This window comes from Microcella indica (assembly GCF_013414345.1).
In the GTDB taxonomy this organism is placed as follows: Bacteria; Actinomycetota; Actinomycetes; order Actinomycetales; family Microbacteriaceae; genus Microcella; species Microcella indica.
Genome location: NZ_CP058670.1, coordinates 1607662 through 1631583 on the forward strand (window position 1 = coordinate 1607662; position 23922 = coordinate 1631583).

The window sequence follows — 23922 nt, forward strand, 5'->3', positions numbered from 1 at the left end:
GCAAACCAGCACCGTCTGTGTGATCGAGGCTACGCCTCGATCACGACCGGCACGATCATCGGGCGGCGGCGGTGCTGCGTGTTGACCCAGCGACCGACCACTCGGCGGATCGCCTGGCTGAAGGCGTGGCTGTCGCGCGTGCCGTTCTCCGCGGCATCCGTGAGCGCCTTGATGATCTGCGGCTTGACGTCCTCGAAGATCGCCTCGTCGGGGGCGAACCCGCGAGCGTGGATCTCGGGGCCGACGACGACCTTGCCGGTCTGAGCATCCACGGCCACGAAGATGGAGATGAAACCCTCCTCGGCGAGGATGCGGCGGTCCTTCAGATCGGCGTCGGTGATCTCGCCGACCGTCGAGCCGTCGACGTACACGAACCCGATATCGAGCTGGCCGACGATCGACACCTTGCCGTCCTTGAGGTCGACGACGGTGCCGTCCTCGGTGAGCAGCACGTTCTTCTCGGGCACGCCCGTGTCGATCGCGATCTGAGCGTTCGCCACCAGGTGGCGCTGCTCGCCGTGCACCGGCATGACATGGGTCGGCTGCAGGATGTTGTAGAAGTACATGAGCTCACCCGCCGAGGCGTGGCCCGAAACGTGCACGCGGGCGGTGCCCTTGTGCACGACCTTCGCGCCGAGCTTCATGAGGCCGTTGATGACGCGGTAGACCGCGTTCTCGTTGCCGGGGATGAGGCTCGAGGCGAGGATGACGGTGTCGCCCTCGCCGACCTCGATCTGGTGCTCGAGGTTCGCCATGCGGGCCAGCACCGCCATCGGCTCCCCCTGGCTGCCCGTCGACATGTAGACGATCTTGTCGTCGGGCAGGTTCGCCGCCTTCTTGGCGTCGATGAGCGTGTCCTCCGGAACGGTGAGGAACCCCAGGTCTGAGGCGATCGTCATGTTGCGAATCATGCTGCGGCCCATGAGCGCCACCTTGCGACCGTTCGCGTGCGCGGCATCGAGCACCTGCTGCACGCGGTGCACGTGACTCGAGAAGCTCGCGACGATCACGCGGCGCGGGGCCTTCGCGATGACAGTCTCAAGGACGGGCCCGATGTCGCGCTCGAGCGCCGTGAAGCCGGGTACGTCGGCGTTCGTCGAGTCGGTGAGCGCGAGGTCGATTCCCGACTCGCCCCAGCGCGCGATGGCACGCAGGTCGGTGATGCGGTCGTCCAGCGGAAGCTGGTCGAGCTTGAAGTCGCCCGTGTGCAGGACCGTGCCGGCGTCGGTGCTGATGACGATCGCGAGCGCGTCGGGAATCGAGTGGTTGACCGCGATGAACTCGAGGCTGAACGGGCCGAGGTTCTCGACCTGCCCCTCTTGCACATTGTGCGTGTAGGGCTGGATGCGGTGCTCCTTGAGCTTCGCCTCGATGAAGGCGAGTGTGAGGCGTGAACCCAGGATGGGGATGTCTTGCCGCATGCGCAGCAGGTACGGCACGGCCCCGATGTGGTCCTCGTGGCCGTGCGTGAGAACGACACCCAGGATGTCGTCGACACGATCGCGGATGGGCCCGAAGTCGGGCAGGATCAGGTCGACGCCCGGCTGAGTCTCCTCGGGGAAGAGCACGCCGGCATCGACGACGAGGAGCTTGCCGTTCAGCTCGTAGACGGTCATGTTGCGACCGATCTCGCCGACTCCTCCGAGCGGGATGATCCTCATAGTGCCGGGCTCGAGTGCGGGCGGGTCCGAAAGATTCAGGGGCATGTGTCTCGTCTTTCGTCGTAGTGCCGATCGGCACGGTCTGGGGCCGTCAGCCCCCGGTGTAAGTCGATGTGGTGAGGTGGTGCGCTGGCGCGGGGCGTCAGCGGGTCGTGCCCGCCACCTTCGGCAGGGCACCGCCTGCCGCGGCGTTGCGATCCGGGCGGAACGTCGCGAGGTCGACGCCGGCGACGTCGCGCACGAGAGCCATCTCGTCCTCGATGATCGCGGCCTCGTGGTCCTCGGGCCCGACGAGCGGCAGCCGCACGCGGGGTGAGCCGATGCGGCCGAGGCCGTGGAGCACGTACTTCGCCGCGACAGTGCCCGGCACGTGCGTCATGATTGCGCGCACGAGCGGCTCGAGCGTGCGGTGCTGCTGCGTGGCCGTGGACAGGTCGTTGGCGTTCACGGCGTCGACGATGGCGCGGTACGGAGCCGGGGCGATGTTCGCCGTGACGCCGATGAGGCCCGTGCCGCCGATCGCGAGCGTCGGCAGCGCGTTGGCGTCGTCGCCCGCGAAATACACGAGGTCGGTCTGGTTGAGCACCCGGCTGACCTCGCTCAGATCACCCTTGGCATCCTTCACGGCGAGGATGTTGGGGTGCTTCGCAGCACGGAGGATCGTCTCGTAGGTGATGGGGATGCCGGCTCGGCCCGGAATGTCGTAGAGGATCACGGGCAGGTTGGTCGCGTCAGCGATCATCCGGAAATGCGTCAGCACGCCCGCCTGCGTGGGCTTGTTGTAGTAGGGAGTGACGACCATCGCGCCGTCGGCGCCGGCCTTCGCGCTCGCCTTGTAGAGCTCGATCGCGTGGGCCGTCTCATTCGAGCCACCACCCGTGATGATGGATGCCCGGCCACCGCTCACGGACTTTCCGACCTCCACGAGCCGAACCTTCTCCGCGTCGGTGAGTGTGCTCGTCTCCCCGGTCGTGCCGGTCACGACGATGCCGTCCGCGCCCTCGGAGATCACGTGGTCGATGTGCTTCTCGACGGCGGGCCAGTCGACCTCGCCCTCGGCCGTCATGGGCGTGACGAGCGCCACGAGCACTTGGCCGAAGGGGTTGCGGGTCTCAGTCACGCCCTCCAGGCTATCGCGGCGCGGGTCGCGGGTGCGCGCGGCCCGGCCCCGGGCATCCCGCACCCGCCGTCCCTGTTCGCTCATTCGGGCGCGCGGGTGTGGAACTCGGCGTGGCGCAGCTCAGTGCCAGCGTGTCGCGCGACTCGCCCGCATGAGCGAACGCGACACGTGCAGGCCGCGCTCCATCGCCGCGACGATGACCGACACGACCTCATCCGGAGAGTCCAGGACCGACCGGCCGTCGAAGCGCAACGTCGTGCCCCCGAGGAGCGAGACAGCGGCATCGCGCTCCCGGTCGCGGCGGAACGCCACCGGGTCGTCGTGGTGGGCACGCCCGTCGAGCTCGATCACGAGGCAGTCACCGATCAAGAGATCGACGCGCCCCGCACCCGGGATCGACACTTGGCTCTGCGCGGCGACACCGCACCGGTGCAGCCTCCAACGCACGATGGTCTCCAGTCCACTCCCCGCCGTGGAGCATCCCCACTCGAGCACGTGACGGCGAGCGCGCGGAAACCGACTGGTCGCAACCGCCAGTTCGCGAGTCGAGGTCAGACCGAGCGCGAGGCACGACTCGACGGCGCACGCGAACGCCTCGTCATCGGGCGCGCACCGTGCGAAGTGCAGGAGCGCCGTGGTCGCGTCGAGCACCCCGAAGCGGGGCGCCTCTCGGAGGCGATGAACGGACGGCGCGTTGACGCAGTCGGGATGCCCAAGCTCGTGCCCCTGGTCGAGGAGCGCCACGCACTCGCCCGGGGGATCCCGGAGCCACACCGACGCGCTCGCCAGTGCAGCGGCGCACGTGAGCGCGCCTCCGTGTGCTGCCGCGTGACGTTCGGCCGCGGGTAGCTCCGGGCTCGCATACAGGCCTCGCCTGGGGCGCGCGAGTCGGCCGGCGTGCACCGCCGCGGCGAGCTGCCGAACCGTCGCGCCGCGGGCTAGAAGAGTGCGGCGGTACGCGTAGCCGCCTGCGTGTCGCACAAGTACGTCGGGTCGCATCGCGACAGGGTGCCGTGCGACAGTGCGGCTGGCAGTCGGACTGCCGCACCTGGGGATGCTCCCGCCGAGCATCCCGAATGGTGACGAGACGCGGGGAATCGCGCCGACACGCCGCGCGACAAAGCCGACACACCGCGTTTCACGGTCGCACGCCCGAATGAACGAACGTGCGGGGGGGGGCGGCGCGGGGCGCGGCGCGGGCTAGGGGGCGACGCGGCCGTTGGCGTTGAAGGTGTCGTACGTGAGCGGCATGAGCTGCGCGAAGTGCTGCTCCATCTGCTCGGCCGCCATCTCGATCTCGCGCTGCGGGAAGGAGGGGAAGTGCGTGCCCTCGCGCTTGGTGCGCAGCGACAGGAAGTTCATGAGCGCGCGAGCGTTCATCGTCACGTACATCGAGCTGTAGATCGTCACGGGGAGGACCGCGCGGGCCACTTCGCGCGCGATGCCCGCGGCGAGCATCCGCTGATAGGAGGCGTAGGCGGCCCCGCACACGCCGCGCACCTCCTGGTCGACGAGCGCCGTCTGCTCGGGCGTGCCCGGCAGGAACTCGTACGCGCCAGGCTTGCCGACCTGCACGAGGTTGCGCTCGGGGCCGGGCACGTAGAAGACGGGGCGAAGCTCGCGGTAGCGGCCGCTCTCTTCGTTGTACGAGGCGATGCGGTGCCGCATGAACTCGCGGAAGACGAAGATCGGCGCCTGCACGTAGAAGGTGAACGAGTTGTGCTCGAAGGGCGAGCCGTGGCGGTCGCGCATGAGGTAGTTGATAAGCCCGCGGTCGCGATCGGTCGCCTCGGCGCCGCTCGCGGCCGACTCGAGGGTCTGCTCCCCCTGCGTGGACACGCGCGCCGCGAAGAGGACGTCGGAGTCGTGGGCGGCCGAGCGCACGAGCTCGACCGTCACATCGGAGCGGAACTGGATGTCGTCGGCAGCCTCGGTCACGCTCGTCACCCTATCGGGGCGCGGGAGCGTCACACGGCGTCACACTCGGGAATAGGAACACCCCCTTGCCTAGTTTCGACTGACATGGACATCATCTCGGCCCTCGTGGTCATCGCTCTTCTGCTCGTGGGGGCCACCGCCCTCGGTGTCGTCGTGCGCGCGCGCAGCGCACGGGTCGCGAGCGGCTGCGGCGGCGACGAGCACGACCTCTCGGTCGACGGCGCCGACGTCACCCTCGTGCAGCTCTCGAGCCCCGTGTGCTCGGCGTGCGTGGCGATGCGGCGCGTGCTCGGCGAGCTCGCGGCCGACGACGCGACGGTCGCGCACCGTGAGCTCGACGTGACCGATCACGCCGACGTCGCCCAGCGCCACTCGGTCTACTCGACGCCGACGACCCTCGTTCTCGACGCGCAGGGCCGCGTGCGGTCGCGCCTCATCGGCGCCGTACGACCCGACGAGGTACGCCGCGCCGTCGATGCCGCGCGCGGTGCGCTGGTGACGGCATGAGCGCCCCCGAGGCGCCGTCTGGCGCGGATGCCCGGCTCATCGACGCGCGCGGCCCCCGCTTCGGCGCCGCCGTGACGTCGGTTCTTCTGCTCGTCGTCATCCTGCTGGGTCTCACGCGCCCGCTCTCGGGCTCGGTGCTCGAGCGGCTGACCGAGCCGGGCGCCCTGCTGCTCACCGCCCTCGTGGCTCTTTTCGCCTGGGGAGCGCTCGCGGGCGTGCACCGGCACCCCTACGGCATCGTCTTCCGAGCGGTCGTCGCGCCTCGGCTCGGCCCGCCTGCTGAGCGCGAGGACCCCGCTCCCCCGACGTTCGCACAGCTCATCGGGCTGCTCGTGACCGCGACGGGCCTCGCCCTGCACCTCGCGGGTGTTCCCGGTGCCCTGGTGGTCGCGGCCGCGGCGGCCTTCGTCGCCGCCTTCCTCAACGCGGCCTTCGCCTACTGCCTCGGCTGCCAGTTGTACGTGCTGCTCGTGCGCGCGGGGCTGGTTCGCCGCCGCCCCGCCGCTTAGGCTGAGGGAATCCCGCCCGCGACAACGAGGAGCACGCTCATGGCTGTGACCAGCGAAGCAACGACCCTGTGGTTCGGATCGCTCACGGAGGGTCACGGCACGACATCCCTGGACTCGTCGGACGCCGCCGAGTTCCCCGTGACGTGGGCGGCGCGCTCGGAGGGCGAGAGCGGCAAGACGAACCCCGAAGAGCTGCTGGGCGCCGCGCACTCCGCGTGCTACTCGATGGCGCTCTCGCACGCCCTCTCGGGCGCCGGGCACGCGCCGGAGAGCCTGCAGGTGACTGCTGCCGTCACGTTCGTGCCGGGTGAGGGCATCACGGGCAGCCACCTCCTCGTGAGCGCCAAAGTGCCGGGGTTGAGCGCCGAAGAGTTCCAGACCTTCGCCGAGGACGCCAAGACGGGGTGCCCCGTCTCCGCCGCTCTCACGGGCACGTCGATCACGCTCGAAGCGTCGCTCGCCTAGTGGGCGCGCCGCAACCGATGCGCGTCCTCATCGGGGGCGCCTCGGGGATGATCGGCTCCGAGCTGCAGCGTCAGCTGCGCGCCGACGGCCACGAGGTGCTCACGCTCGTGCGGCGCAAGCCCGCCCACGAGAACGAGTTCGCGTGGGCCCCGGACTCGCGCGTTCTGGACTTCCGGATTCTCGACACGGTCGACGCCGTCGTCAACCTGTCTGGAGCCTCGATCGCGCGCATCCCGTGGACCCGACGCTACCGCCGCGAGATTCTCGAGTCGCGCGTGCAGGCCACGCGCGCGCTCGCCGAGGCGATGTCGATGGCGCGCACGCCGCCCGCCGTGTTCCTGAGCGGATCGGCTGTCGGGGTCTACGGCGACCGACCTGGTGAGCGCCTCACGGAGGACTCTCCCGCCGGCGAGGGCTTCCTCGCCGAGGTGGTGCAAGCGTGGGAGGAGGCGGCGAGCCTCGCCCCTGAGGCGACGCGAACGGTGTTCCTGCGCACGGGGCTCGTCGTCGGGCCCGGAGGCGCGATGACGCCGCTGCGCCTGCTCACGGCCCTCGGTGCGGCTGCGCGCATCGGCACGGGCGGTCAGCACTGGCCGTGGATCAGCCTGCACGACGAGGCGGCGGCGATCCGCCACCTGCTCACCTCGCGCGTGAGCGGAGCGGTCAACCTCGCGGGGCCCACCCCCAGCACGAGCGATCGCATGACGCGCGCGCTCGCGTCGGCCATGCGCCGCTGGCACCTCTTCGCCCTGCCCGAGCGGCTCATCGGGCTCGCGATGGGCGATGCCGGCCGCGAGCTGCTGCTCGCGAGTCAGAAGGTCGTGCCGGCGAAGCTTCTCGACGACGGCTTCGTGTTCCGCGATCGCACGGTCGAGGAGGCGATCGCCGCGCTCACGACGAAGGGGTCTCGCGACTCGGAGTCTCGCCCCTAGGGTTCTGCCGCTCCTGGCGCTCGAGCCTGATCGCCGTGCGCACGGCCCAGCGGGCGCGGCGACGGTCGCGTGAGGCGTCGTACGCGAGAGCGAGACGGAACCAGTGCTGCCACGATTCGGGATGCTCGCGCACCTCGTCCGCGTACCGCGCGAATACGGCCTCCCGGTCGTCGCCCTCGGCGCCTGGGTGCTCGCCGTGCCCGGTCTGCCCCTCCCGCGGGATGCCGCCCTCGGCTTCGAGCAGGCGCGCGAGCCGCTCGGCGCGGACGCCGAAGAGCAGTTCGGCGGCGAGCGCCCAGGCGCCGAGCAACGGCAGCACGATGAGAGCCCAGCCGATGCCGCGCACGATGGGCAGCGGGTCGGTGACGAGCGTGACAGCGTAGAAGGTGATGAGCACGAGGTAGAGGGCGAGGAGCACGGCCATGCCGAGCGCCGCCCAGCGCGCGCGGGTCATCCTGCGTCGCCCGCGTCGCCGGCGTCGTCGACGTCGCCGCCGGACACGGTCGACGCGAGGTCGATGAGCCGGTCGAGCCCGACGATGAGCCCCGTGCTCGTGGCGGCCGCGCGCAGGGCGAGCAGCATGCCGGCCTCGTAGGCGCTCGTGCCGAGCGTCTCGTGGCTGAGGGTGAGCACTTCGCCGTCGCCGCCGAAGTGAACCGACTGTCGGGCGGCGACTCCCTGCAGGCGCAGGGAGTGGATGGGCACGCTCGCGACCTGCTGCCCTCGGGCGCTCTGATCGATGTGCGGGGCGAGGACGGGCCCGATGTCGGCGCGGGCGTGGCCGATGAGCTCGGCGGTGCGGACGGCTGTGCCCGACGGCGAGTCGACCTTCGCGGCGTGGTGCGCCTCGACGATCTCGATGGACTCGTAGTACCGCGCGGCGATGGTCGCGAAGTGGGTGGCGAGCACAGAGCCGAGGGAGAAGTTGGGCACGACGATGACGCCCGCCTCGGGCGAGGCCTCGAGGAGGGGGCGCAGGGCCCGCTGGCGCTCCTCGCTCCACCCGCTCGTGCCGACCACGACGCTCAGCCCGTTGCGCACGGCGTGGTCGACGACGGTGGGCGAGACGCCGGGTGTCGTGACGTCGAGCACGACGTCGGCGCCGAGCATCTCGCCGAGGTCGCTGCTCGAGTCGAGCTGCGCGACGAGCGCGAGGTCGGACTGCTGCTCGATGAGGCGGCAGGCGGCGCCCCCGAGACGACCGGTTGCTCCGACGACGGCGACACGCGTGACCATGGCCCCAGTCTAGGCTGGGCCGCATGGTGACCTGGCGCGAGGCCCGCACGACCGACGATGCGGCACTCGTGCTGCTCGATCAGTACTTCTCGGCCCGCGAGCACGGCTTTCCGCCCGACCAGGGCCGCTACCGACGGGTGCACCCCGACCCCGAGCAGTTCACTCCCCCGCGCGGCGTCTTCCTCCTCGTGGAGGGCGAGAACCTCTCGGGCGAGCCCGCCGATGTCGGCTGCGGGGGCGTGCGCCGCATCGACGACGGCCCGCACGGGGCGCGCTTCGAGCTCAAGCACCTGTGGGTGCAGCCGCACGCGCGCCGCATCGGCCTGGGCCGCGCCCTCGTCGCCGAGCTCGAGCGGCGCGCGGTCGAGCTCGGGGCAGCGGAGCTCGTCCTCGACACGAACGACAGCCTCGCCGAGGCCGCGGCGCTCTACCGCTCGCTGGGCCTCGCCCCGATCGAGCCGTTCAACGACAACCCGAATGCGACGGTCTGGCTGGGCAAGCGCCTCCAGTCCTCCTGAGCGTGCCGTCCTCCTGAGGATGCTCGCGCCTCAGGCGAGGCTCAGGAACAGCTTCTCCAGGTCGGCCATCTCGACGTCCGCCTTCTCTCCGGTCTCGTCGCGCATGCAGTCCTTCATGGCCGCAGCGATGATCGCGAACCCCGCGCGGTCCAGTGCGCTCGAGACGGCGGCAAGCTGCGTGACGATGTCGCGGCAGTCGCGCTCCTCCTCGACCATGCTGAGCACGGCCCCGAGCTGGCCCTGAGCGCGCCGGAGGCGATTGGCGATCTTCTTCGCCTCGCTCGCGGGCACGCCGCTCATGCCGCGCTCCCGCGCTCTACGTCGAGGCCGCGCTGCACCCAGGCGGAGGTCCCGCCGGCGACGGAGACCGCGTCGACCCCGACGCTCAGCAGGTAGTCGGCCGCCCGGAGGCTGCGGGCCCCTGAGTGGCAGATGACGTACACGGTCTCGTCGCGGGGAAGGCTGTCGGCCTCGTCGGGGATGGTCGCCAGGGGGATGAGGCGCACGCCGGGCACGTGAGCCGCCGCGTACTCGTCGGGCTCGCGCACATCGATGATGGGGTGCCCCTGCTCGCGCAGCAGCACGAGCTCGTCGACGTCGATCTCTCTCGCCATGATGGTCTTCCGTTTCGCTGGAGGTCGGGGGGGTGCTGGTGGTGGCCGCTCAGGCGGGCTGGGGCGCGAGCGAGCGGGACGCGGTGCCGGAGCGCCACGTGGTGTACCCGCCGTCGAGGTTGGCCACGGTCACACCGTACTGCCGCAGGAGGGCAGCTGCGGTGTGGCCGCGCTGGCCGACCTTGCAGTGCACGATGACGCGCTCGCCGCGCAGCGACTCGGCGTGCTCGCGCAGGCCATCGAGCGGCATGAGCTCGGTACCGGGAATCGCGCCGTCCGCGTTCTCCTGCTCGGTGCGCACGTCGACCAGTCGCCAGCCCTCGGCGAGCCGAGCGTCGAGCTCGTGCCACTGCACGCTGTCCTCACCGTCGAGCAGGTTGTCGTCGACGTAGCCGAGCATGTTGACCGGGTCCTTTGCCGAGGCGTACTGCGGCGCGTAGGCGAGCTCGAGGTCGGCGAGCCCGCGTGCGGGGATACCACCGGCCATCGCGGTCGCGATGATGTCGATGCGCTTGTCCGCTCCTCCCCCGATGGCCTGCGCGCCGAGGATCCCGTCGGTGCGAGCGTCGACGATCAGTTTGAGGGCGAGAGCGCTCGCGCCCGGGTAGTAGCCGGCGTGATCGCTCGGGTGGGTGTGGATGACGCGCAGCTCGCGCCCCTCCTCGCGCAGCTCCTGCTCCGTGCGGCCGACGGCCGCGGCGGTGAGCCCGAAGAGCCCGATGACGGCGGTGCCGAGCGCGGGTACGGCGGCGTGCGGGCGGCCCGCGATGGCGTCGGCGGCGAGTCGGCCGTGACGGTTGGCGAGGCCGGCGAGCCACACGGGTGAGGCGGGGCCGTCGGCGCGCTGCTTGACGACGGCGTCGCCCACGGCGTAGATGTGCGAGTCGCTCGTGCGCTGGTGCTCGTCCACGACGATGTAGCCGCGAGGGTCGAGGTCGAGACCTGCCTCGGCGGCGAGGGCGCTCTCGGGGCGCACGCCGACGGAGAGCACGACGAGGTCGGCGGGCAGCTGCTCGGCGCCGCTGTCGAGCTCGACGCCCGAGTCGGTGATGGCGCTCAGCGCCGCACCGAGACGCACGGTCACGCCGTGGGCGCGCAGGTGCTCGGTGACGATCTGGGCCATCTCGGGGTCGAGAGGGCGCAGCAGCTGGGGCAGCATCTCGACGACCGTCACGTCGAGACCCGCGTGGACGAGGTTCTCGGCGAGCTCGAGGCCGATGAAGCCGCCGCCGGCGACGACGGCGCGCCGGGCATCCCTCGCCGCAGCGATGATGGCGTCCATGTCGGCGAGGTCGCGCAGCACGAGGCCGCGCTCGACGCCGGGGATGGGGATGCGCACGGGGCTCGCGCCCGGGCTGAGGATGAGAGCGTCATAGGGCAGGGAGGTCTCCTCCCCCGTGCGCACGTCGCGCACCGCCACCGTGCGGGCGTCCCGGTCGACGGTGAGCGCCTCGGTGCGCACGCGCACGTCGAGGGCGAAGCGTGCCGCGAGCGACTCGGGGGTCTGCAGGATGAGGGCGTCGCGATCGTCGATGACGCCCCCGACGTGGTACGGCAGACCGCAGTTGGCGAAGGAGACGTGCTCGCCGCGTTCGATGACGGTGATGCGAGCCGACTCGTCGAGGCGGCGCAGTCGGGTGGCGGCCGACATGCCGCCGGCGACGCCGCCGATGATGACGTAGGAGCGAGGTGAGGTCATGCGACCACGATATACCCCCAGGGGTATTTTGTCCAGCATGGTCGGCGCTGCTCCCAGGCTACGCGCGACGGTCGCTCAGAACGATGTGCGACAGTCGGCTTCGTGCAGCGGCCCGCCTTCCTCACCCGCGCCCGCGGGCGCATCCTCACTCTCTTCTCGGGCGACCCCGCGGGAGCGCCGGCCTGGGTTCAGGCCCTCGAGACGGGAGACGATGCCGGGTACTTCGGCCCCGACTCCGCCGTCTGGGAGGTGCACAGCGGCATCCCCACGGTCGTCGCAGGCGTGCGCGCGCTCCTCATGCAGACGCTGCATCCCGGCGCGATGGCGGGCGTGCACGATCATTCCCGGTATCGCGACGACCCTCTCGGTCGCCTCTCCGGCACCGTCCGCTGGGTGCTCACGACGACCTTCGCCGACACCGAGCAGGCGCGCGCCGGCTGCGCGTGGGTCTCGCACCTGCACGACGGAGTCTCCGGCACCTATACCGTGTCGACCGGCGAGGAGCGCTCGTACGCGGCCGGTGACGCCGAACTCCTCACCTGGGTGCACTGCGTCTTCGCCGACGCCTTCCTCGGCTGCCACGAGACGTGGGGCGGGCCGATACCCGGCGGCTCCGACCGCTACGTCGCCGAGTGGGCGCGCGCTGGCGAGCTCATGGGGGTCGAGAACCCGCCGCGCTCACGCGCCGAGCTCGATGCCGCGATCGCCGCCTACCTGCCCGTGCTGCGCCGCGACGACCGCGTCGACGACGCCGTGCGGTGGCTGCGGAATCCCCCGCTCGGGCGCGGCATCGGGCCGGCCTACCGCGTCCTCTTCGCGGGCGCGGTCGCGTCGCTGCCCGATCGCTATCGTCGCCTCCTCGGCTTGCGCTGACCGTGGTGGCCGGCGCTGACCGGGACCCGCGTCCTCTTGATCGGGATGCGCGCGCTCCTGGGCCGCGAATCGTCCAGCCGCGCGTACACGCGCCGCCGGCTCGATCGGCTCGGCCTCGCCTAGAAGGGCTGATCGACCGGCAGGCCCGTGCGCAGCTCGGCAGGAAGGTGCCCGAGGTCGTTGTGCGTCACGAGAACAGGCGGCTTCGCCGAGCGGACCCTGATGATCGTCAGCCCGCAGTTGGCCTGGTTGACACCCATCCAGCGCCAGGCGGGGGCTCCGAAGACCTCCCGCACGAACCAGGCGATGACGAAGTTGTGCGTGATGAGCAGCTCGTGCCGGTCATCCCGCGAGGGCGACAGCCACTCGGCGACCGCGTCGGCCATCTGCGCCTCGCCCGCGACGATCTCCTCCTCCGTCACGCCGCCGAAGAACGACTCGAAGGCGTGCGGCATGTCGGCGGTGGGGCCGGTCGGGATGCAGTCCATGAGCAGAGCCGAGATCTCGGGCTCCATCGCCGGCATGAGCTCGGTCATGTATGAGGCCGTCTCGACAGCCCGCTGGAGGGGCGAGGTGTGCACGCTCGCGAAGGGAACCCCGCTCAGGCGCTCGGCGATCGCCCGCGCCTGGCGCTGACCGCGACCGCTCAGGGGCCCGTCGGGAAGCCCATGCTCGGCATCCTGCTGCTCCCCATGACGAATCAGGTACACGTACCGCGACACAACGCTCAACTCCTTTGACGACCCCGTCGAGCCTAGGCCATGCGCGCACCGTCCCCCCGGACAGTTCTGCGGACAGACAACCTTGTCTGTCCCCTCTGCTACAGTTGTCCAGACGCCCTCCCCCCGAACGGCGTCCAGACGGCACTGTCGCCGCACGAACAAGGAGGCACGCCGTGTCGGTCACTACCCCCCTCGCGCCGACGCGGCGTGTCGCCCCCGCGAAGGCGCGCATCCTGGAGACCGCGATCACGCGCTTCTACCAGGACGGCATCCGCAGCGTCGGCGTCGACCGGCTGATCGAGGAGTCCTCGGTCACGAAGGCGACCTTCTACAAGCACTACGGCTCGAAAGACCGCCTGATCAGGGACTACGTCGACGCCCTCGCTCATCGGGCCCTGGACGACTTCGATGAGCGCGCGAGCGAGGCCTCCACGCCCGAGCAGCTGCTGCGGGCATGGACCGACCACCTCGTCGACTACGTGCACGGCGACACCTTCCGGGGCGACCCCTTCCTCAACGCCGCGGCCGAGTTCGCCGACCCCGCGCATCCCGTGCGCGAGCGCATCACCGAGCACTTCGAGACCATGACGGAGCGGTTCGCGAGCGTGCTCGAGCGACTCGGCCACCCCATGCCGGGAGCCGCTGCCGATCGCCTCCTCCTCGCGACCCTCGGCCTCGAGGCGTGGAGCTACACGGGCGACGTCATCGCGGCCTCCGCGGCCTTCCGCAGCGCCGTCGACCGCCTCATCGCCGAAGCCACGACCACGCCCCTGTGAGGCGGTCGTCCGCACACGCGAGCGTCGGCCGAGCTACTCGCTCACCCGGTCCAGCTCGGTGAGCTGCTGGCGACTGAGCAGCAGGTGAGGCGCGGCCATCGCGACGTCGAGCTGAGCGGGCGCGCTCACCGACACGACGGGCGCGACGATGTGCGGGCGACTCAGCAGCCAGGCGAGCGACACCGTTGCCACCGCGCTCTGCGTGTCGGCCGCGATGCGGTCGATTGCGTGCAGAATGCGCAGGTTGCGGCGCGTGAGCATCGCGGCGACCTCCCGGCCGCGACGATGCCGCTCCAGATCGGCGCGCGTGCGGTACTTGCCCGAGAGGAACCCCGAGGCGAGCGCGAATCGCGGCATCACGCCCAGGTCCAGCTGGGCGGCCACGCGAGCGAGCTGCGCCTCGTACTCCTCACGGTGCACGAGGTTGTAGTGCTGCTGCAGGGCGACCATGTGGGCGACGCCGGACTGCGCCGCCGCGATGCGCGCTTCGATCAGCCGGTTGCCGGTGTGGTCGCTGCCGCCGAAGTAGCGCACCTTACCCGAGCGGATGAGCTCATCCACGGCGAGCAGCGTCTCGTCGAAGGGAACCGACGGGTCGTCGATGTGCAGGTACAGCAGGTCGATCGCGTCGACGCGCAACCTCTGCAGCGACTGCTCGACGGCGCGCTCGATCGACCGGGCGGAGAGACCCGGGTTGTCGGGGTTCTTGCCGACCTTGGTCGCGATGGTGAAGGCGTCGCGGTCGCTGCGGCCGTGCATCCAGTTGCCGATCATGATCTCGCTGCGCCCGCCGGCGTAGGAGTCAGCAGTGTCGATGTAGGTGCCGCCGAGCTCGGCGAAGCGGTCGAGGATGCCCGTGGTCGTCGGCCCATCGGCCGTCCATCCGAAGACGGTGCCGCTGAGCGCGAGGGGGAAGACGCTGAGCTCGCTCGGCCCGATGCGGCGCGGGAGAGGCGTCGGCCCGGTTTCCAGCGCGACGGCACCCGGCTCGGGGGCGCTCGTGCGGTCGTTCACGCTGCTGCGTCTTTCTCGGTGCCCGAAGAGGGGGCTCCGTGGTCGATGATGCGAGGGTAGCGCGCGGCGGAGGTCGACCCCGCCAGAGGCTCACGATCGTTACCGTGCCGTGTTGCGCACTGCCGACGCCGAAGAGCGCTGCGGGCGAGAGCGCACCGGGGGTGCGATCCCGCCCGCAGCATCAGTTGAGCCAGGGTGATGCGGAGCGCCTAGACGCCCTGCACCTTCTTGACGCCCGCAGTCTCCTCGACGCTGGTCTGCTTGGCCGCGCGCACGGCGACGATGCCGAAGCCGACCTTGTTGAGCACGTCCGCGATCACGTAGATGATCGCGGCGACGCCGATCGCGAGGGCCGCGTCGCCGCCGCTGACCTCGATGAACTCCTGCGTCGCGGTTCCGATCGGGTAGATCGACCAGCCCACGATGACGAACCACTTCATGATCGTCACCGCGCGCTTGACGTGCGCGGGGCCCGTCGACACGTTCACCGTGAAGACGATGTACACGATGTAGAGCCACGCGAGCACGGAGAGGATGAAGAAGATGTAGTTGCCGGCCGATCCGGGCTCGCCCACCTCACCCAGGTATCCGAACACGATCATCGCGATGTCGGCGATGATGAGCTTCGTCAGGAGACCCTTCTTGAGCGCTCCGGCGATCGCGACGATGAGAGCGAACTCCACGAGCAGGAGCGGCGTCGTGAGCAACCAGTCGATGTAGCGCAGCGGCAGGGTGGCTTCGATGTCGTCGGACGTGGCGTTGCCGCCCGGGAACAGCACGACGTCCTTCATGACGTAGTACATGATCGCGGGGATGAACGTGATGACCGCCGCGTAGGTGGCCACCGACCTCAGTTCGGGCTTGAGGTCATTGCGCTCGAGGTAGAACGACAGGGTGCCGGCCGCCAAGGCGACGAAACCGAGCATGAAAAAGGCCTGGACGACTTGGATGTCCACAATTCTCCTTCGAATGGCGCCGACCGTCCGCGGAGCGCGGACCGACAGCGTGCAGAGTGAATACGATGAATTTTCATTCTTCGACACACACTGGGAACGGGACCAGTGCGTTTCGGAGCATTGCTGGCTCTACGTCGCTAACCGGCACTGCGAGCAGGGAGTTCGCCGGGAGTCGGTGGCGCGTTGGCTGACAGCCCCGGCCGGTCCGCACCGGCGGCGGACGCTGCCTCGCCCTTGCGCGCGTTTGAACAAGCGTTTAGGATGCTGAACATGCGTTCACCCAACCCCGACCTCACGACGCGCGCCCGCATTCGGCATGCCGCGCTCGCGCTGTTCGGCGCACACGGCTTCGACGGCACGAGCGTGCGGGCGATCGCCGCGAGCGCCGGCGTGAGCGCCGCCCTCGTCATGCACCACTTCGGCAGCAAGGAAGCGCTGCGCGCAGCGTGCGACGCCGCCATCGTCGACGAGATCATGGGGCGCAAGGAGAGCATGCTGAGCGAGGGCGACCTCTCGAGCACGATGCGCCGCTGGCTCGCCGACATCGACACCTTCCGCCCGAGCCTCGACTACCTCGCGCGCATGATCATCGACGGCGGGGAGGCGGGGCAGGGCCTCTTCGACCAGCTCGTCGACCGCACCGAGGCGATGATCAGCCAGGGCGTGGCGGAGGGCATCATGACCGCGCCGAGCGACCTGCGCACCACGGCCGTGATCGTCGCATCCCACGGCATCATGCCCCTCCTGCTCGAGCGACATATCGGGCGCGCTCTCGGCGGCACAGGTCTCGGCGGCACAGGTCTCAGCGGCTCCGGCCTCAGCCTCGACGTCGTGCGGCGCCTCACCCTCCCGACCCTCGAGCTCTACACCCACGGGCTCTACGCGGACGATTCCGCACTCTCCGCCGCACGAGCGGCACTGCAGGAAAGGACACCAGGGGAATGACCCCAGCCATCGACATCTCGGCGCTCACGAAGCGCTACGGACGCACCACCGCCCTCCACGGCGTCGATCTCGCGATCGAGCCCGGGCGCGTGTTCGGCGTCATCGGCCCGAACGGGGCCGGCAAGACCACGACCATGCGGATTCTGCTCGACATCATCCGCCCGACCTCCGGCACGGTGCGCGTGCTCGGCGAGGACCCCCGGGAGGCCGGGCCCGCACTGCGTCGTCGCATCGGATACCTGCCGGGTGAGCTCGCGATGGACACGCGTGTGAGCGGCCGAGGCCTCCTGACCCACTACGCGCACCTCAACGGGTCGAGCGATCGCGCGCGCATCTCCGCGCTCGCCGAGCGCCTCGGGCTCGACCTCGGGCGACCCGTGCGCTCGCTCAGCAAGGGCAACAAGCAGAAGGTCGGGCTCGTGCAGGCCTTCGCCCACTCCCCCGACCTCCTGGTGCTCGACGAGCCCACGAGCGGGCTCGACCCGCTCGTGCAGCAGGAGTTCCTCTCGATGGTGCGCGAGGCCAGGGCCGCCGGCCAGACGGTGTTCTTGAGCTCGCACGTCATCAGCGAGATCGAGCAGGTCGCCGACGAGGTCGCCGTCCTGCGCGACGGCCGCATCATCGACGTGAGCACGGTGGAGCGGCTGCGCGCCGCCGCCCTGCGCGACATCCGTGTGACGGTGCCGTCCGCGGCGGGCGAGACCTTCGCGGCGGAGCTCACGCGCCTCGACTCGGCGCACGACGTCACCGTCGCGGCGTCGGCGGAAGGAGACCTCGTGAGCGCGCGCCTGCGCGACGGCATTCCGGCCTTCCTGGCCGCGCTCTCCGGAACGGAGGTGCTCGACCTCGTCGTGCAGGAGCCCGACCTCGAGCGAGCGGTGCTGCAGTTCTACGGCGGCGACACCGGCGGTTCCGCCGGCAGCCAGGCCGAGGAGGTGTCGGCATGAGCGCCCTCCCCCTGTTCCGCCGTGCCCTCGCCGACTCGTGGCGCGGCCTCCTCGGCTGGATGCTCGGCCTCGCGGCCGTCGTGGGCATGTACCTGCCCCTCTACCCGTCGATCGGCGGCAACCCGGAGTTCATCGCGATCATCGAGAGCCTGCCGCCGGAGCTCGTGACCGCCCTGAGCTACGACCAGATCACCACCGGTTCGGGCTACACGCTCGGCACCGTGCACGGCCTCATCGGCTTCGTGCTGCTGACCATCGCCGCCGTCGGCTGGGGCGCGAGCGCCATCGCCGGCGACGAGGAGCGCGGCACGCTCGAGCTCACCCTCGCGCACGGGGTGAGCCGGCACCAGCTCGTGCTCGAGCGCCTCGCGGCGATCGTCGTCAAGCTCGTCGCCCTCACGGCGTGGGTCACGCTCCTCGTGGCCGCTCTCAACGGGCCGAGCGAGCTCGACATCAGCACCGAGGGCATACTGGCCGGCGGGGTGGCCCTGCTCGGCACCGGTCTCGTGACGGCGACGATCGGGCTCATGGCCGGCGCTCTCACCGGGCGGCGCATGATCGCGATCGGCGCGGGGGCAGGAATCGCGGTGCTCGGGTACGCGCTCAACGCGCTCGGCAACCAGAACAGCGACCTGGAGTGGCTGCACGCCCTCTCGCCCTACCAGTGGGCGTACGGCACGAACCCGCTCGAGAGCGGGTTCGACGCGAGCGTGGGGCTGCTCTACGCCGTCGCAGCGCTCGCCAGCGCGGTGGCCGTGCTCGCCTTCCGGCGGCGCGACGTGGGCGTGTAGCGCTCCCCGACCGCGGCCGCGAACGACGGATGCCCGCCCCGATCACTCGGGGCGGGCATCCTGTCGTTCTGCGGGAGCGAGCGGCGGTTAGCCGTCCTCGCCCTCGGCGGGCACGTCGCCACCCTCGCCCTCGGCGAGCACCGGGGCGAGCGAGAGCTTGCCGCGGTCGTCGGTCTTCGTGATCTCGACGAGGATCTTCTGACCCACGCCCAGCACATCCTCGACGTTCTCCACACGCTTGCCACCGGCGAGCTTGCGCACCTCGCTGATGTGCAGGAGGCCGTCCTTGCCCGGGAGGAGCGAGACGAACGCACCGAAGGCGGCGATCTTGACGACCGTGCCCAGGTACTGCTCGCCGACCTCCGGGTTGACGGGGTTCGCGATCGCGTTGACCTGCAGGCGGGCAGCCTCGGCCGAGGGGCCGTCGACCGCACCGATGTAGACGGTGCCGTTCTCCTCGATGGAGATCTGCGCACCCGTCTCATCCTGGATCGAGTTGATCGTCTTGCCCTTGGGCCCGATGAGCTCGCCGATCTTGTCGACGGGGATCTGCACGCTGATGACGCGGGGCGCCGTGGGCGCCATCTCGTCGGGAGCGTCGATCGCCTGGTGCATGACGTCGAGGATCGCGTGGCGGGCCTCGCGAGCCTGCGTGAGCGCACCCTGCAGCACCGACGACGGGATGCCGTCGAGCTTCGTGTCGAGCTGGATCGCCGTCACGAACTCGCGCGTACCGGCGACCTTGAAGTCCATGTCGCCGAGGGCATCCTCGGCGCCGAGGATGTCGGTGAGGGCCGCGTAGCGGGTCTCACCATCCACGACGTCGCTGATGAGGCCCATCGCGATGCCCGCGACAGGCGCCTTGAGGGGCACACCCGCGTTGAGCAGCGAGAGGGTCGACGCGCAGACGGAGCCCATGGAGGTCGAGCCGTTCGAGCTCAGCGCCTCGGAGACCTGACGGATCGCGTAAGGGAACTCCTCGCGGCTCGGCAGCACCGGTACGAGAGCGCGCTCGGCGAGGAAGCCGTGCCCGATCTCGCGACGCTTGGGGCTGCCCACACGGCCGGTCTCGCCGGTCGAGTACGGCGGGAAGTTGTAGTGGTGCATGTACCGCTTGCTCGTGACCGGACCGAGCGAGTCGATCTGCTGCTCGAGCTTGAGCATGTTGAGCGTCGTGACGCCCAGGATCTGCGTCTCGCCGCGCTGGAACACGGCCGAGCCGTGCACGCGCGGGATGACCTGCACCTCGGCGTCGAGCGCGCGGATATCCGCGAGCCCGCGACCGTCGATGCGCACGCCCTCGGTGAGCACGCGCTGGCGCATGATCTGCTTCGAGACCGACTTGTAGGCGGCGCTGAAGTCCTTCAGTGCCTCCTCGTCGAGTTCGCCCGCGGCGACCTTGCCCTCGATCGCGACCTTGGTGCGCGCCTTGAGCTCGTCGTCGGCCGTCTGACGCTCGACCTTGTCGGCGATCTGGTAGACCTTCGCGAGCTCGTCGTGCGCGAGCGCGTCGACCGCGGAATACAGCTCGTCGCTGTAGCTGAGGAAGACCGGGTAGTCCTGGATCTCCTTCGCCGACTGCGCGGCGAGCTCCTGCTGCGCCTTGGCGAGCTTCATGATGAAGGGCTTCGAGGCCTCGAGGCCCTCGGCCACGACGTCCTCGCTCGGCTTCACGGCGCCGCCCTGGATGAGGCCCCAGCTGTTCTCGGTGGCCTCGGCCTCGACCATCGTGATCGCGACATCCTCGCTGCCATCGGCAGCCGTCACGACGCGGCCGGCGACGATGATGTCGAAGACGGCCTCCTCGAGCTCGTGGTGCTTGGGGAACGCGACCCACTGGCCACCCCCGTTGTTGTCGGGCATGAGCGCGAGGCGCACCGAGGCGATCGGGCCGCTGAAGGGCAGGCCCGAGATCTGGGTGGAGGCGCTCGCGGCGTTGATCGCGAGGGCGTCATAGAACTCGCCGGGAGCGATGCTCATGACCGTGATGACGATCTGCACCTCGTTGCGCAGTCCCGTGACGAACGTCGGGCGCAGCGGGCGGTCGATGAGGCGGCACACGAGGATCGCCTCGGTCGAGGGGCGACCCTCCCGGCGGAAGAACGAGCCGGGGATCTTGCCGGCGGCGTACGAGCGCTCCTCGACATCCACCGTGAGGGGGAAGAAGTCGAAGCCCTCGCGAGGGTGCTTGCCGGCGCTCGTCGCGCTCAGCAGCATCGTCTCCTCGTCGAGGTACGCGGCCACGGCGCCCTGCGCCTGCTGCGCGAGACGACCGGTTTCGAATCGGACGGTGCGGGTGCCGTACTTGCCGTTGTCGAGCACGGCTTCGGCGAACTTGATTTCAGGACCTTCCACGAGGTCTCTCTCCTTTGCGTCTGTGCGCACCCTCCCCGTATGGGAGGGCGTGCGAGAACGCGCAGAGCAGGAGCGGGCAGGAAGGGACGGTGTCGGCGAGGGACGGTGTTGACGTGTGTCGCCGGACGTCTGTTTCTGGCCAACAGTAGACATCCACCGAATCGAGAGAGTCGGGAGATCACCACCGGTGACCAGCTTCGAGCCGGCCTGCTCCGTGCGGTTTTCAGTTGATGGCGCAGGACTGCGCCGTCGCACAGGCTACCAGCACGACTCGTGCGTTCCTAGTGAACGACGCGCTCGCGGAGCGCCGTGATCGTGGCGGTGTCCAGCCCGCGATCGCGCAGGAGGTCGACGATGCTGCCGTGCTCGTGCCGCATGACCCGCAGCATCGTCGCCATCGTCTCCGCCGGTGCGGCGAAGAGGGCTCCCCCCGCAGCGGGATCCAGGCGAGGCGCGTCGTGGTCGCGCACGACCGCCTGCATCATGGGCGAGATGCGGTGCATGATCGCGGGCATGACGGCGTCGGTGCGCGCGTAGTCCTCGATGATGACCTCATCGTCGGCGCCGAGCACTCCGAGCACGGCGGCCGTGAAGACGCCCGTGCGATCCTTGCCGGCCGCGCAGTGGAAGAGCGCGGCGCCCGAGGCTGAGGCCGCGACGCGCAGGCCGGTGATGAGCTGCGGCGCGGTCTGCTCGGCGATCTGCACGTACCACGTGCCGACCCCCTCGGGCGTGAGAGAGGACACCGCGGCGGGGCTCATGCCGGGTGCCGCGGCGGTCGCGCTCAAGGGCAAGTGGTGGTAGCCGACCGGGTAGCGCCGCAGCGGCCCGCGACCCGCGACCTGCGCCTCGTGGGGCGATCGCAGGTCGAGCACATCGCTCAGGCCCGTCTCGTGCAGCCGCCGCGCCTCGCCCTCGGGGATCGTCGAGACGTCATCGCTGCGCCACAGGACCCGCTCGCGCACCGTTCCCTCGGAGACCGTGAGCCCCCCGAGATCGCGCCAGTTCGCCAGCGGGGAGGTCGGCAGCCCTGAATCGGCGTCGGCCGGGTGATTCTGGGAGGATCGTGCGGAATCGGTGAAGGTCACGAGAAGCTTTCCGGTCGGTGCGGGTCGTCGAGCGCGTCGTCATCGCCATCGGTGTCGACAGAGGCTGGGTCACTCGGGTTCTGTGTCATCGGGCCCGGGCGGGGGGCCTTCGTGGTCGATCACTCTCAGACTGATGACACCCGCGAAGGCTTCGATGCGCGCGGAACCCAGTCTGCCACTGAGCGGTGCAAGCGGCCTGTGCCCGTCGAGCACCCACAGTCTCGGCCGCTGACGCCGATCGAGCCAGCGGCCGATCGAGAGTCCCTCGTGGAAGGGAATGACGCTCGCGCCGAGCGGCCCCCGCACGACGAGAGCTTCGCCATCGGAGCGCACGCTCGTGCGCCACCGAAGCGTGACGGCCCACACTGCGACCACGAGCCAGCCGAGGGAGAGCAGCGCTGCGGCCGCGACCACGAGTCGACCGGGTGGCGGCACCACGCCATCGAGGGCGAGCGCGACCGCGCCGACAACGACCGCGCTGACAGCAAGGATGAGGGCGGCGCCCCACTGTCCCAACGGGGCCCGCAGCACGGCGTGCGGTCGCCCTGTCACGGCCCCGCCGCGCCCGACTCGCCCGTCGGCAGTCGCGGGACGCTCTCGAGAAGACTCGAGGGGTGCGGGCACAGCGCGCTCAACCGGGCGCGCTCGGCGGCGTTGCCGCGCGCAGCCGCGTACGGATCCCACCCCGGGGTGACCCCTCCGGAAACGATCGCGAAGGGGCCCTCGGGGACGGGCGGTGCGTGCACGCCGCTGCGGCGGAGGCACGAGGGCAGGCCGACGCGCACATACTGCGTGACCCACGCCACCTCGATCGGCCCCGGACCGTTCACCGCGAGGCTCGGCGGCGGAAACCGCGACTCGCAGCTGTACGTCGCGAGGTCGAGTGCGCGAGCAGCGTCGGTCTGCTCCGTCGCCCCGTCGGTCAGGCCCGTCGCCTCGTAGATGCACCGGGCGAACACGAGCTGCCACTGACCCGGCTCGAGCCACGCCTCGACCTCGTGCTCGGACAGCTGCACCGACGGCCAGCGGCTGAGCAGGTACTCCGCATGGCTCTCGAGCAGCACCTCGACGCGACTCTCCAGACGCCCATGGCGCTCCGTCGCCACGTCGTCGAGGTCGAGCTGTGCGGTGGGCGGCGGGGCGCAGCCCGCGAGGAGCACGCCGAGGGTGACCACGAGCATCCCGACCGCACCGGTGCGCCCCGTCACGGCGCACCCTCGAGAAGCGCCTCGGGAGGCGGGCACTGCGCGCGGGCGCGCTGCTCGCGCACCGGGTCGCCGGCGAGCGCCGCAAACGGATCCCACGCGTCGACGGCGCCCCACTGCTCGACGAACTCCGACTCGGAGGGCAGCGACGGTGGCCGGTAGCCGGAGGCGAGCAGGCACGGTACGAGCACCTCGCCGGCGTACTGCCACGCCCACGGCGCCTCGATGTCGGCGACCTCGGCGGAGTACCAGACTCGGGAGGGGTACCGGGACTGGCAGACGAGAACGGCGACATCGGCGAGGAAGAGCTCGCGCGGACCCTCGGCGCTGACCCCACTGAAGTCGACCCTCTCGCCGTCGTCGGCGGGGCGAGCGCCGACGACGCCCTCATCCTCGAGGCAGTCCGACATGATCTGCGCCCACTCGCTCGCACCCACCCAGCGCTCGACCGAGGTCTCCGGCAGCGCGACGGGGCCCCAGCGATCGCGCAAGTACCGTGCGGCCCGCTGGAGGTCGACCTCGAACGACTCCGCGGCGGCGCGATCGCGGTCGCGCACCGTCTCCGCGAGCGAGTCCTCCGCCTCACCCGCGGGCGACGCGCAGCCGGCGACGAGGGCGAGCAGGAGCAGGGACGCCACGGCAGCGGCGGCACGACGGCGTGTACCACCGCCACGCTCGGACGCCGCACCGCGAAGCATGACGCCAGGCTCGCACGACAGGCGCCGAATCTGCTGACAACGGTCGCGCCCCACGGTCGGCACGCCGCCCGAACCGTGCGCGCTCAGCGACGGCGCTTCTGCACCCACTCGATCGCGTAGCTGAGAACGATCGCCACGGCACCGATCACCAGCAGGACGCGGAAGAAGCCGCGGAACGGCCCCAGCCAGTTGGCGAACGCCAGCGCAACGGTCACGAGGAGGATCGTCACGATCACGATGCGCACAGCGCTCAGGCGCCGTAGCGGGGATCGTGCTCGGTCGCGGGCCACCTCCCCATCGTGGCAGACCCCACGATCGGCCTACGTCCCGAGACGACGAAGGCCGCCTCCCGA

The 23922-nt window shown here is 70.6% G+C and carries 28 protein-coding genes; 10 read left to right on the top strand and 18 right to left on the bottom strand.

From position 1 onward, the window contains the following. Positions 1 to 29: 29 nt before the first annotated feature. The 4 genes from HUJ41_RS07840 to thyX all read right to left on the bottom strand — a co-directional run bounded on the left by HUJ41_RS07840 (position 30) and on the right by thyX (position 4719). Positions 30 to 1706 (bottom strand): ribonuclease J, encoded by a 1677-nt coding sequence (locus HUJ41_RS07840; protein WP_179872086.1) that lies wholly within the window; start codon positions 1704 to 1706, stop codon positions 30 to 32. Positions 1707 to 1803: 97 nt separating this feature from the next. Then, positions 1804 to 2781, bottom strand: a complete 978-nt coding sequence (gene dapA, locus HUJ41_RS07845; protein WP_179872087.1) for a 4-hydroxy-tetrahydrodipicolinate synthase — start codon at positions 2779 to 2781, stop codon at positions 1804 to 1806. A gap of 120 nt (positions 2782 to 2901) precedes the next feature. Beyond that, a complete protein-coding gene (locus tag HUJ41_RS07850; protein ID WP_179872088.1) occupies positions 2902 to 3525 on the bottom strand; it encodes an endonuclease domain-containing protein in 624 nt (207 codons plus the stop codon). Positions 3526 to 3981: 456 nt separating this feature from the next. Beyond that, positions 3982 to 4719, bottom strand: a complete 738-nt coding sequence (gene thyX, locus HUJ41_RS07855) for an FAD-dependent thymidylate synthase (protein ID WP_179872089.1) — start codon at positions 4717 to 4719, stop codon at positions 3982 to 3984. A gap of 84 nt (positions 4720 to 4803) precedes the next feature. Between thyX and HUJ41_RS07860 the strand changes: the two genes are divergently transcribed. Genes HUJ41_RS07860 through HUJ41_RS07875 form a run of 4 tightly spaced genes read left to right on the top strand, consistent with a single transcriptional unit; the run spans position 4804 to position 7132 of the window. After that, on the top strand, positions 4804 to 5226 hold the full coding sequence (locus HUJ41_RS07860; RefSeq protein ID WP_179872090.1) for a thioredoxin family protein: 423 nt from the start codon (positions 4804 to 4806) through the stop codon (positions 5224 to 5226). After that, positions 5223 to 5735, top strand: a complete 513-nt coding sequence (locus tag HUJ41_RS07865; protein ID WP_179872091.1) for a DUF4395 domain-containing protein — start codon at positions 5223 to 5225, stop codon at positions 5733 to 5735. The genes HUJ41_RS07860 and HUJ41_RS07865 overlap by 4 nt, the downstream gene beginning before the upstream one ends. Before the next feature lie 39 nt (positions 5736 to 5774). Next, positions 5775 to 6200 carry an OsmC family peroxiredoxin gene (locus tag HUJ41_RS07870; RefSeq protein WP_179872092.1) on the top strand — a complete coding sequence of 142 codons (426 nt, stop codon included), beginning with the start codon at positions 5775 to 5777 and terminating at the stop codon, positions 6198 to 6200. A gap of 17 nt (positions 6201 to 6217) precedes the next feature. Beyond that, complete coding sequence (locus tag HUJ41_RS07875) at positions 6218 to 7132, top strand: TIGR01777 family oxidoreductase (RefSeq protein ID WP_179872093.1); 915 nt, start codon at positions 6218 to 6220, stop codon at positions 7130 to 7132. Here HUJ41_RS07875 and HUJ41_RS07880 read toward each other — a convergent pair. Together HUJ41_RS07880 and dapB are read right to left on the bottom strand one after the other, a co-directional pair. Then, positions 7092 to 7586 carry a hypothetical protein gene (locus tag HUJ41_RS07880; RefSeq protein ID WP_179872094.1) on the bottom strand — a complete coding sequence of 165 codons (495 nt, stop codon included), beginning with the start codon at positions 7584 to 7586 and terminating at the stop codon, positions 7092 to 7094. The genes HUJ41_RS07875 and HUJ41_RS07880 overlap by 41 nt on opposite strands. Then, a complete protein-coding gene (gene dapB, locus HUJ41_RS07885; RefSeq protein ID WP_179872095.1) occupies positions 7583 to 8368 on the bottom strand; it encodes a 4-hydroxy-tetrahydrodipicolinate reductase in 786 nt (261 codons plus the stop codon). Before dapB ends, HUJ41_RS07880 begins: the two co-directional genes overlap by 4 nt. 23 nt (positions 8369 to 8391) lie before the next feature. On the opposite strand from dapB, the gene HUJ41_RS07890 reads away from it, so the two are divergent. Continuing rightward, positions 8392 to 8886 carry a GNAT family N-acetyltransferase gene (locus HUJ41_RS07890; RefSeq protein ID WP_179872096.1) on the top strand — a complete coding sequence of 165 codons (495 nt, stop codon included), beginning with the start codon at positions 8392 to 8394 and terminating at the stop codon, positions 8884 to 8886. A 30-nt stretch (positions 8887 to 8916) separates the two neighbouring features. Here HUJ41_RS07890 and HUJ41_RS07895 read toward each other — a convergent pair whose 3' ends face one another. Genes HUJ41_RS07895 through HUJ41_RS07905 form a run of 3 tightly spaced genes read right to left on the bottom strand, consistent with a single transcriptional unit; the run spans position 8917 to position 11199 of the window. After that, positions 8917 to 9186, bottom strand: a complete 270-nt coding sequence (locus tag HUJ41_RS07895) for a metal-sensitive transcriptional regulator (protein ID WP_179872097.1) — start codon at positions 9184 to 9186, stop codon at positions 8917 to 8919. Then, positions 9183 to 9500, bottom strand: a complete 318-nt coding sequence (locus HUJ41_RS07900; protein WP_179872098.1) for a rhodanese-like domain-containing protein — start codon at positions 9498 to 9500, stop codon at positions 9183 to 9185. The genes HUJ41_RS07895 and HUJ41_RS07900 overlap by 4 nt, the downstream gene beginning before the upstream one ends. Positions 9501 to 9549: 49 nt before the next feature. Continuing rightward, positions 9550 to 11199, bottom strand: coding sequence for an FAD-dependent oxidoreductase (locus HUJ41_RS07905; RefSeq protein WP_179872099.1), 1650 nt, complete (start codon positions 11197 to 11199; stop codon positions 9550 to 9552). A 102-nt stretch (positions 11200 to 11301) separates the two neighbouring features. Here HUJ41_RS07905 and HUJ41_RS07910 point away from each other — a divergent pair, with 102 nt between their 5' ends. Beyond that, positions 11302 to 12072, top strand: coding sequence for an oxygenase MpaB family protein (locus HUJ41_RS07910; RefSeq protein ID WP_246299192.1), 771 nt, complete (start codon positions 11302 to 11304; stop codon positions 12070 to 12072). 119 nt (positions 12073 to 12191) lie between these two features. Here HUJ41_RS07910 and HUJ41_RS07915 read toward each other — a convergent pair whose 3' ends face one another. Then, positions 12192 to 12794: a histidine phosphatase family protein gene (locus tag HUJ41_RS07915; protein ID WP_179872100.1), complete on the bottom strand. Its 603-nt coding sequence runs from the start codon at positions 12792 to 12794 to the stop codon at positions 12192 to 12194. 173 nt (positions 12795 to 12967) lie between these two features. Between HUJ41_RS07915 and HUJ41_RS07920 the strand changes: the two genes are divergently transcribed. Continuing rightward, positions 12968 to 13570: a TetR/AcrR family transcriptional regulator gene (locus HUJ41_RS07920; protein ID WP_179872101.1), complete on the top strand. Its 603-nt coding sequence runs from the start codon at positions 12968 to 12970 to the stop codon at positions 13568 to 13570. 33 nt (positions 13571 to 13603) lie between these two features. Here HUJ41_RS07920 and HUJ41_RS07925 read toward each other — a convergent pair whose 3' ends face one another. Continuing rightward, positions 13604 to 14584 carry an aldo/keto reductase gene (locus HUJ41_RS07925; protein ID WP_179872102.1) on the bottom strand — a complete coding sequence of 327 codons (981 nt, stop codon included), beginning with the start codon at positions 14582 to 14584 and terminating at the stop codon, positions 13604 to 13606. A gap of 209 nt (positions 14585 to 14793) precedes the next feature. After that, complete coding sequence (locus HUJ41_RS07930) at positions 14794 to 15540, bottom strand: bacteriorhodopsin (RefSeq protein ID WP_179872103.1); 747 nt, start codon at positions 15538 to 15540, stop codon at positions 14794 to 14796. Between the two features lie 270 nt (positions 15541 to 15810). On the opposite strand from HUJ41_RS07930, the gene HUJ41_RS07935 reads away from it, so the two are divergent. From HUJ41_RS07935 to HUJ41_RS07945, 3 genes are read left to right on the top strand one after another with little or no spacing between them, the layout of a single operon-like run. Then, the gene (locus HUJ41_RS07935; protein ID WP_179872104.1) at positions 15811 to 16485 is read left to right on the top strand and encodes a TetR/AcrR family transcriptional regulator; all 675 of its coding nucleotides are present in this window, start codon (positions 15811 to 15813) and stop codon (positions 16483 to 16485) included. After that, entirely contained in the window at positions 16482 to 17432 is a 951-nt protein-coding gene (locus HUJ41_RS07940; protein ID WP_179872105.1) for an ABC transporter ATP-binding protein, read from the top strand. Before HUJ41_RS07935 ends, HUJ41_RS07940 begins: the two co-directional genes overlap by 4 nt. Then, positions 17429 to 18223: a DUF2705 family protein gene (locus HUJ41_RS07945; protein WP_179872106.1), complete on the top strand. Its 795-nt coding sequence runs from the start codon at positions 17429 to 17431 to the stop codon at positions 18221 to 18223. Before HUJ41_RS07940 ends, HUJ41_RS07945 begins: the two co-directional genes overlap by 4 nt. Positions 18224 to 18310: 87 nt before the next feature. Here the strand turns inward: HUJ41_RS07945 and HUJ41_RS07950 are convergent, their stop codons facing one another. The 6 genes from HUJ41_RS07950 to HUJ41_RS07975 all read right to left on the bottom strand — a co-directional run bounded on the left by HUJ41_RS07950 (position 18311) and on the right by HUJ41_RS07975 (position 23859). Then, a complete protein-coding gene (locus tag HUJ41_RS07950) occupies positions 18311 to 20578 on the bottom strand; it encodes a polyribonucleotide nucleotidyltransferase (RefSeq protein ID WP_179872107.1) in 2268 nt (755 codons plus the stop codon). Positions 20579 to 20859: 281 nt separating this feature from the next. After that, positions 20860 to 21666, bottom strand: coding sequence for a tyrosine-protein phosphatase (locus HUJ41_RS07955; RefSeq protein WP_179872108.1), 807 nt, complete (start codon positions 21664 to 21666; stop codon positions 20860 to 20862). A gap of 69 nt (positions 21667 to 21735) precedes the next feature. Continuing rightward, positions 21736 to 22218: a hypothetical protein gene (locus HUJ41_RS07960; protein ID WP_179872109.1), complete on the bottom strand. Its 483-nt coding sequence runs from the start codon at positions 22216 to 22218 to the stop codon at positions 21736 to 21738. Continuing rightward, complete coding sequence (locus HUJ41_RS07965; protein ID WP_179872110.1) at positions 22215 to 22874, bottom strand: hypothetical protein; 660 nt, start codon at positions 22872 to 22874, stop codon at positions 22215 to 22217. Before HUJ41_RS07965 ends, HUJ41_RS07960 begins: the two co-directional genes overlap by 4 nt. Further along, positions 22871 to 23569, bottom strand: coding sequence for a hypothetical protein (locus HUJ41_RS07970; RefSeq protein ID WP_179872111.1), 699 nt, complete (start codon positions 23567 to 23569; stop codon positions 22871 to 22873). Before HUJ41_RS07970 ends, HUJ41_RS07965 begins: the two co-directional genes overlap by 4 nt. An 83-nt stretch (positions 23570 to 23652) precedes the next feature. Beyond that, entirely contained in the window at positions 23653 to 23859 is a 207-nt protein-coding gene (locus tag HUJ41_RS07975) for a hypothetical protein (RefSeq protein WP_179872112.1), read from the bottom strand. Positions 23860 to 23922 lie beyond the last annotated feature (63 nt).

Coding starts and splice junctions, on each gene's coding strand:
- HUJ41_RS07860 (WP_179872090.1), top strand. CDS start 4,804: ATGGACATCATCTCGGCCCTCGTGGTCATCGCTCTTCTGCTCGTGGGG.
- HUJ41_RS07890 (WP_179872096.1), top strand. CDS start 8,392: ATGGTGACCTGGCGCGAGGCCCGCACGACCGACGATGCGGCACTCGTG.
- HUJ41_RS07900 (WP_179872098.1), bottom strand. CDS start 9,500: ATGGCGAGAGAGATCGACGTCGACGAGCTCGTGCTGCTGCGCGAGCAG.
- HUJ41_RS07905 (WP_179872099.1), bottom strand. CDS start 11,199: ATGACCTCACCTCGCTCCTACGTCATCATCGGCGGCGTCGCCGGCGGC.
- HUJ41_RS07970 (WP_179872111.1), bottom strand. CDS start 23,569: ATGCTTCGCGGTGCGGCGTCCGAGCGTGGCGGTGGTACACGCCGTCGT.
- HUJ41_RS07865 (WP_179872091.1), top strand. CDS start 5,223: ATGAGCGCCCCCGAGGCGCCGTCTGGCGCGGATGCCCGGCTCATCGAC.
- HUJ41_RS07935 (WP_179872104.1), top strand. CDS start 15,811: ATGCGTTCACCCAACCCCGACCTCACGACGCGCGCCCGCATTCGGCAT.
- HUJ41_RS07840 (WP_179872086.1), bottom strand. CDS start 1,706: ATGCCCCTGAATCTTTCGGACCCGCCCGCACTCGAGCCCGGCACTATG.
- HUJ41_RS07945 (WP_179872106.1), top strand. CDS start 17,429: ATGAGCGCCCTCCCCCTGTTCCGCCGTGCCCTCGCCGACTCGTGGCGC.
- HUJ41_RS07895 (WP_179872097.1), bottom strand. CDS start 9,186: ATGAGCGGCGTGCCCGCGAGCGAGGCGAAGAAGATCGCCAATCGCCTC.
- dapB (WP_179872095.1), bottom strand. CDS start 8,368: ATGGTCACGCGTGTCGCCGTCGTCGGAGCAACCGGTCGTCTCGGGGGC.
- HUJ41_RS07940 (WP_179872105.1), top strand. CDS start 16,482: ATGACCCCAGCCATCGACATCTCGGCGCTCACGAAGCGCTACGGACGC.
- HUJ41_RS07875 (WP_179872093.1), top strand. CDS start 6,218: ATGCGCGTCCTCATCGGGGGCGCCTCGGGGATGATCGGCTCCGAGCTG.
- HUJ41_RS07880 (WP_179872094.1), bottom strand. CDS start 7,586: ATGACCCGCGCGCGCTGGGCGGCGCTCGGCATGGCCGTGCTCCTCGCC.
- HUJ41_RS07870 (WP_179872092.1), top strand. CDS start 5,775: ATGGCTGTGACCAGCGAAGCAACGACCCTGTGGTTCGGATCGCTCACG.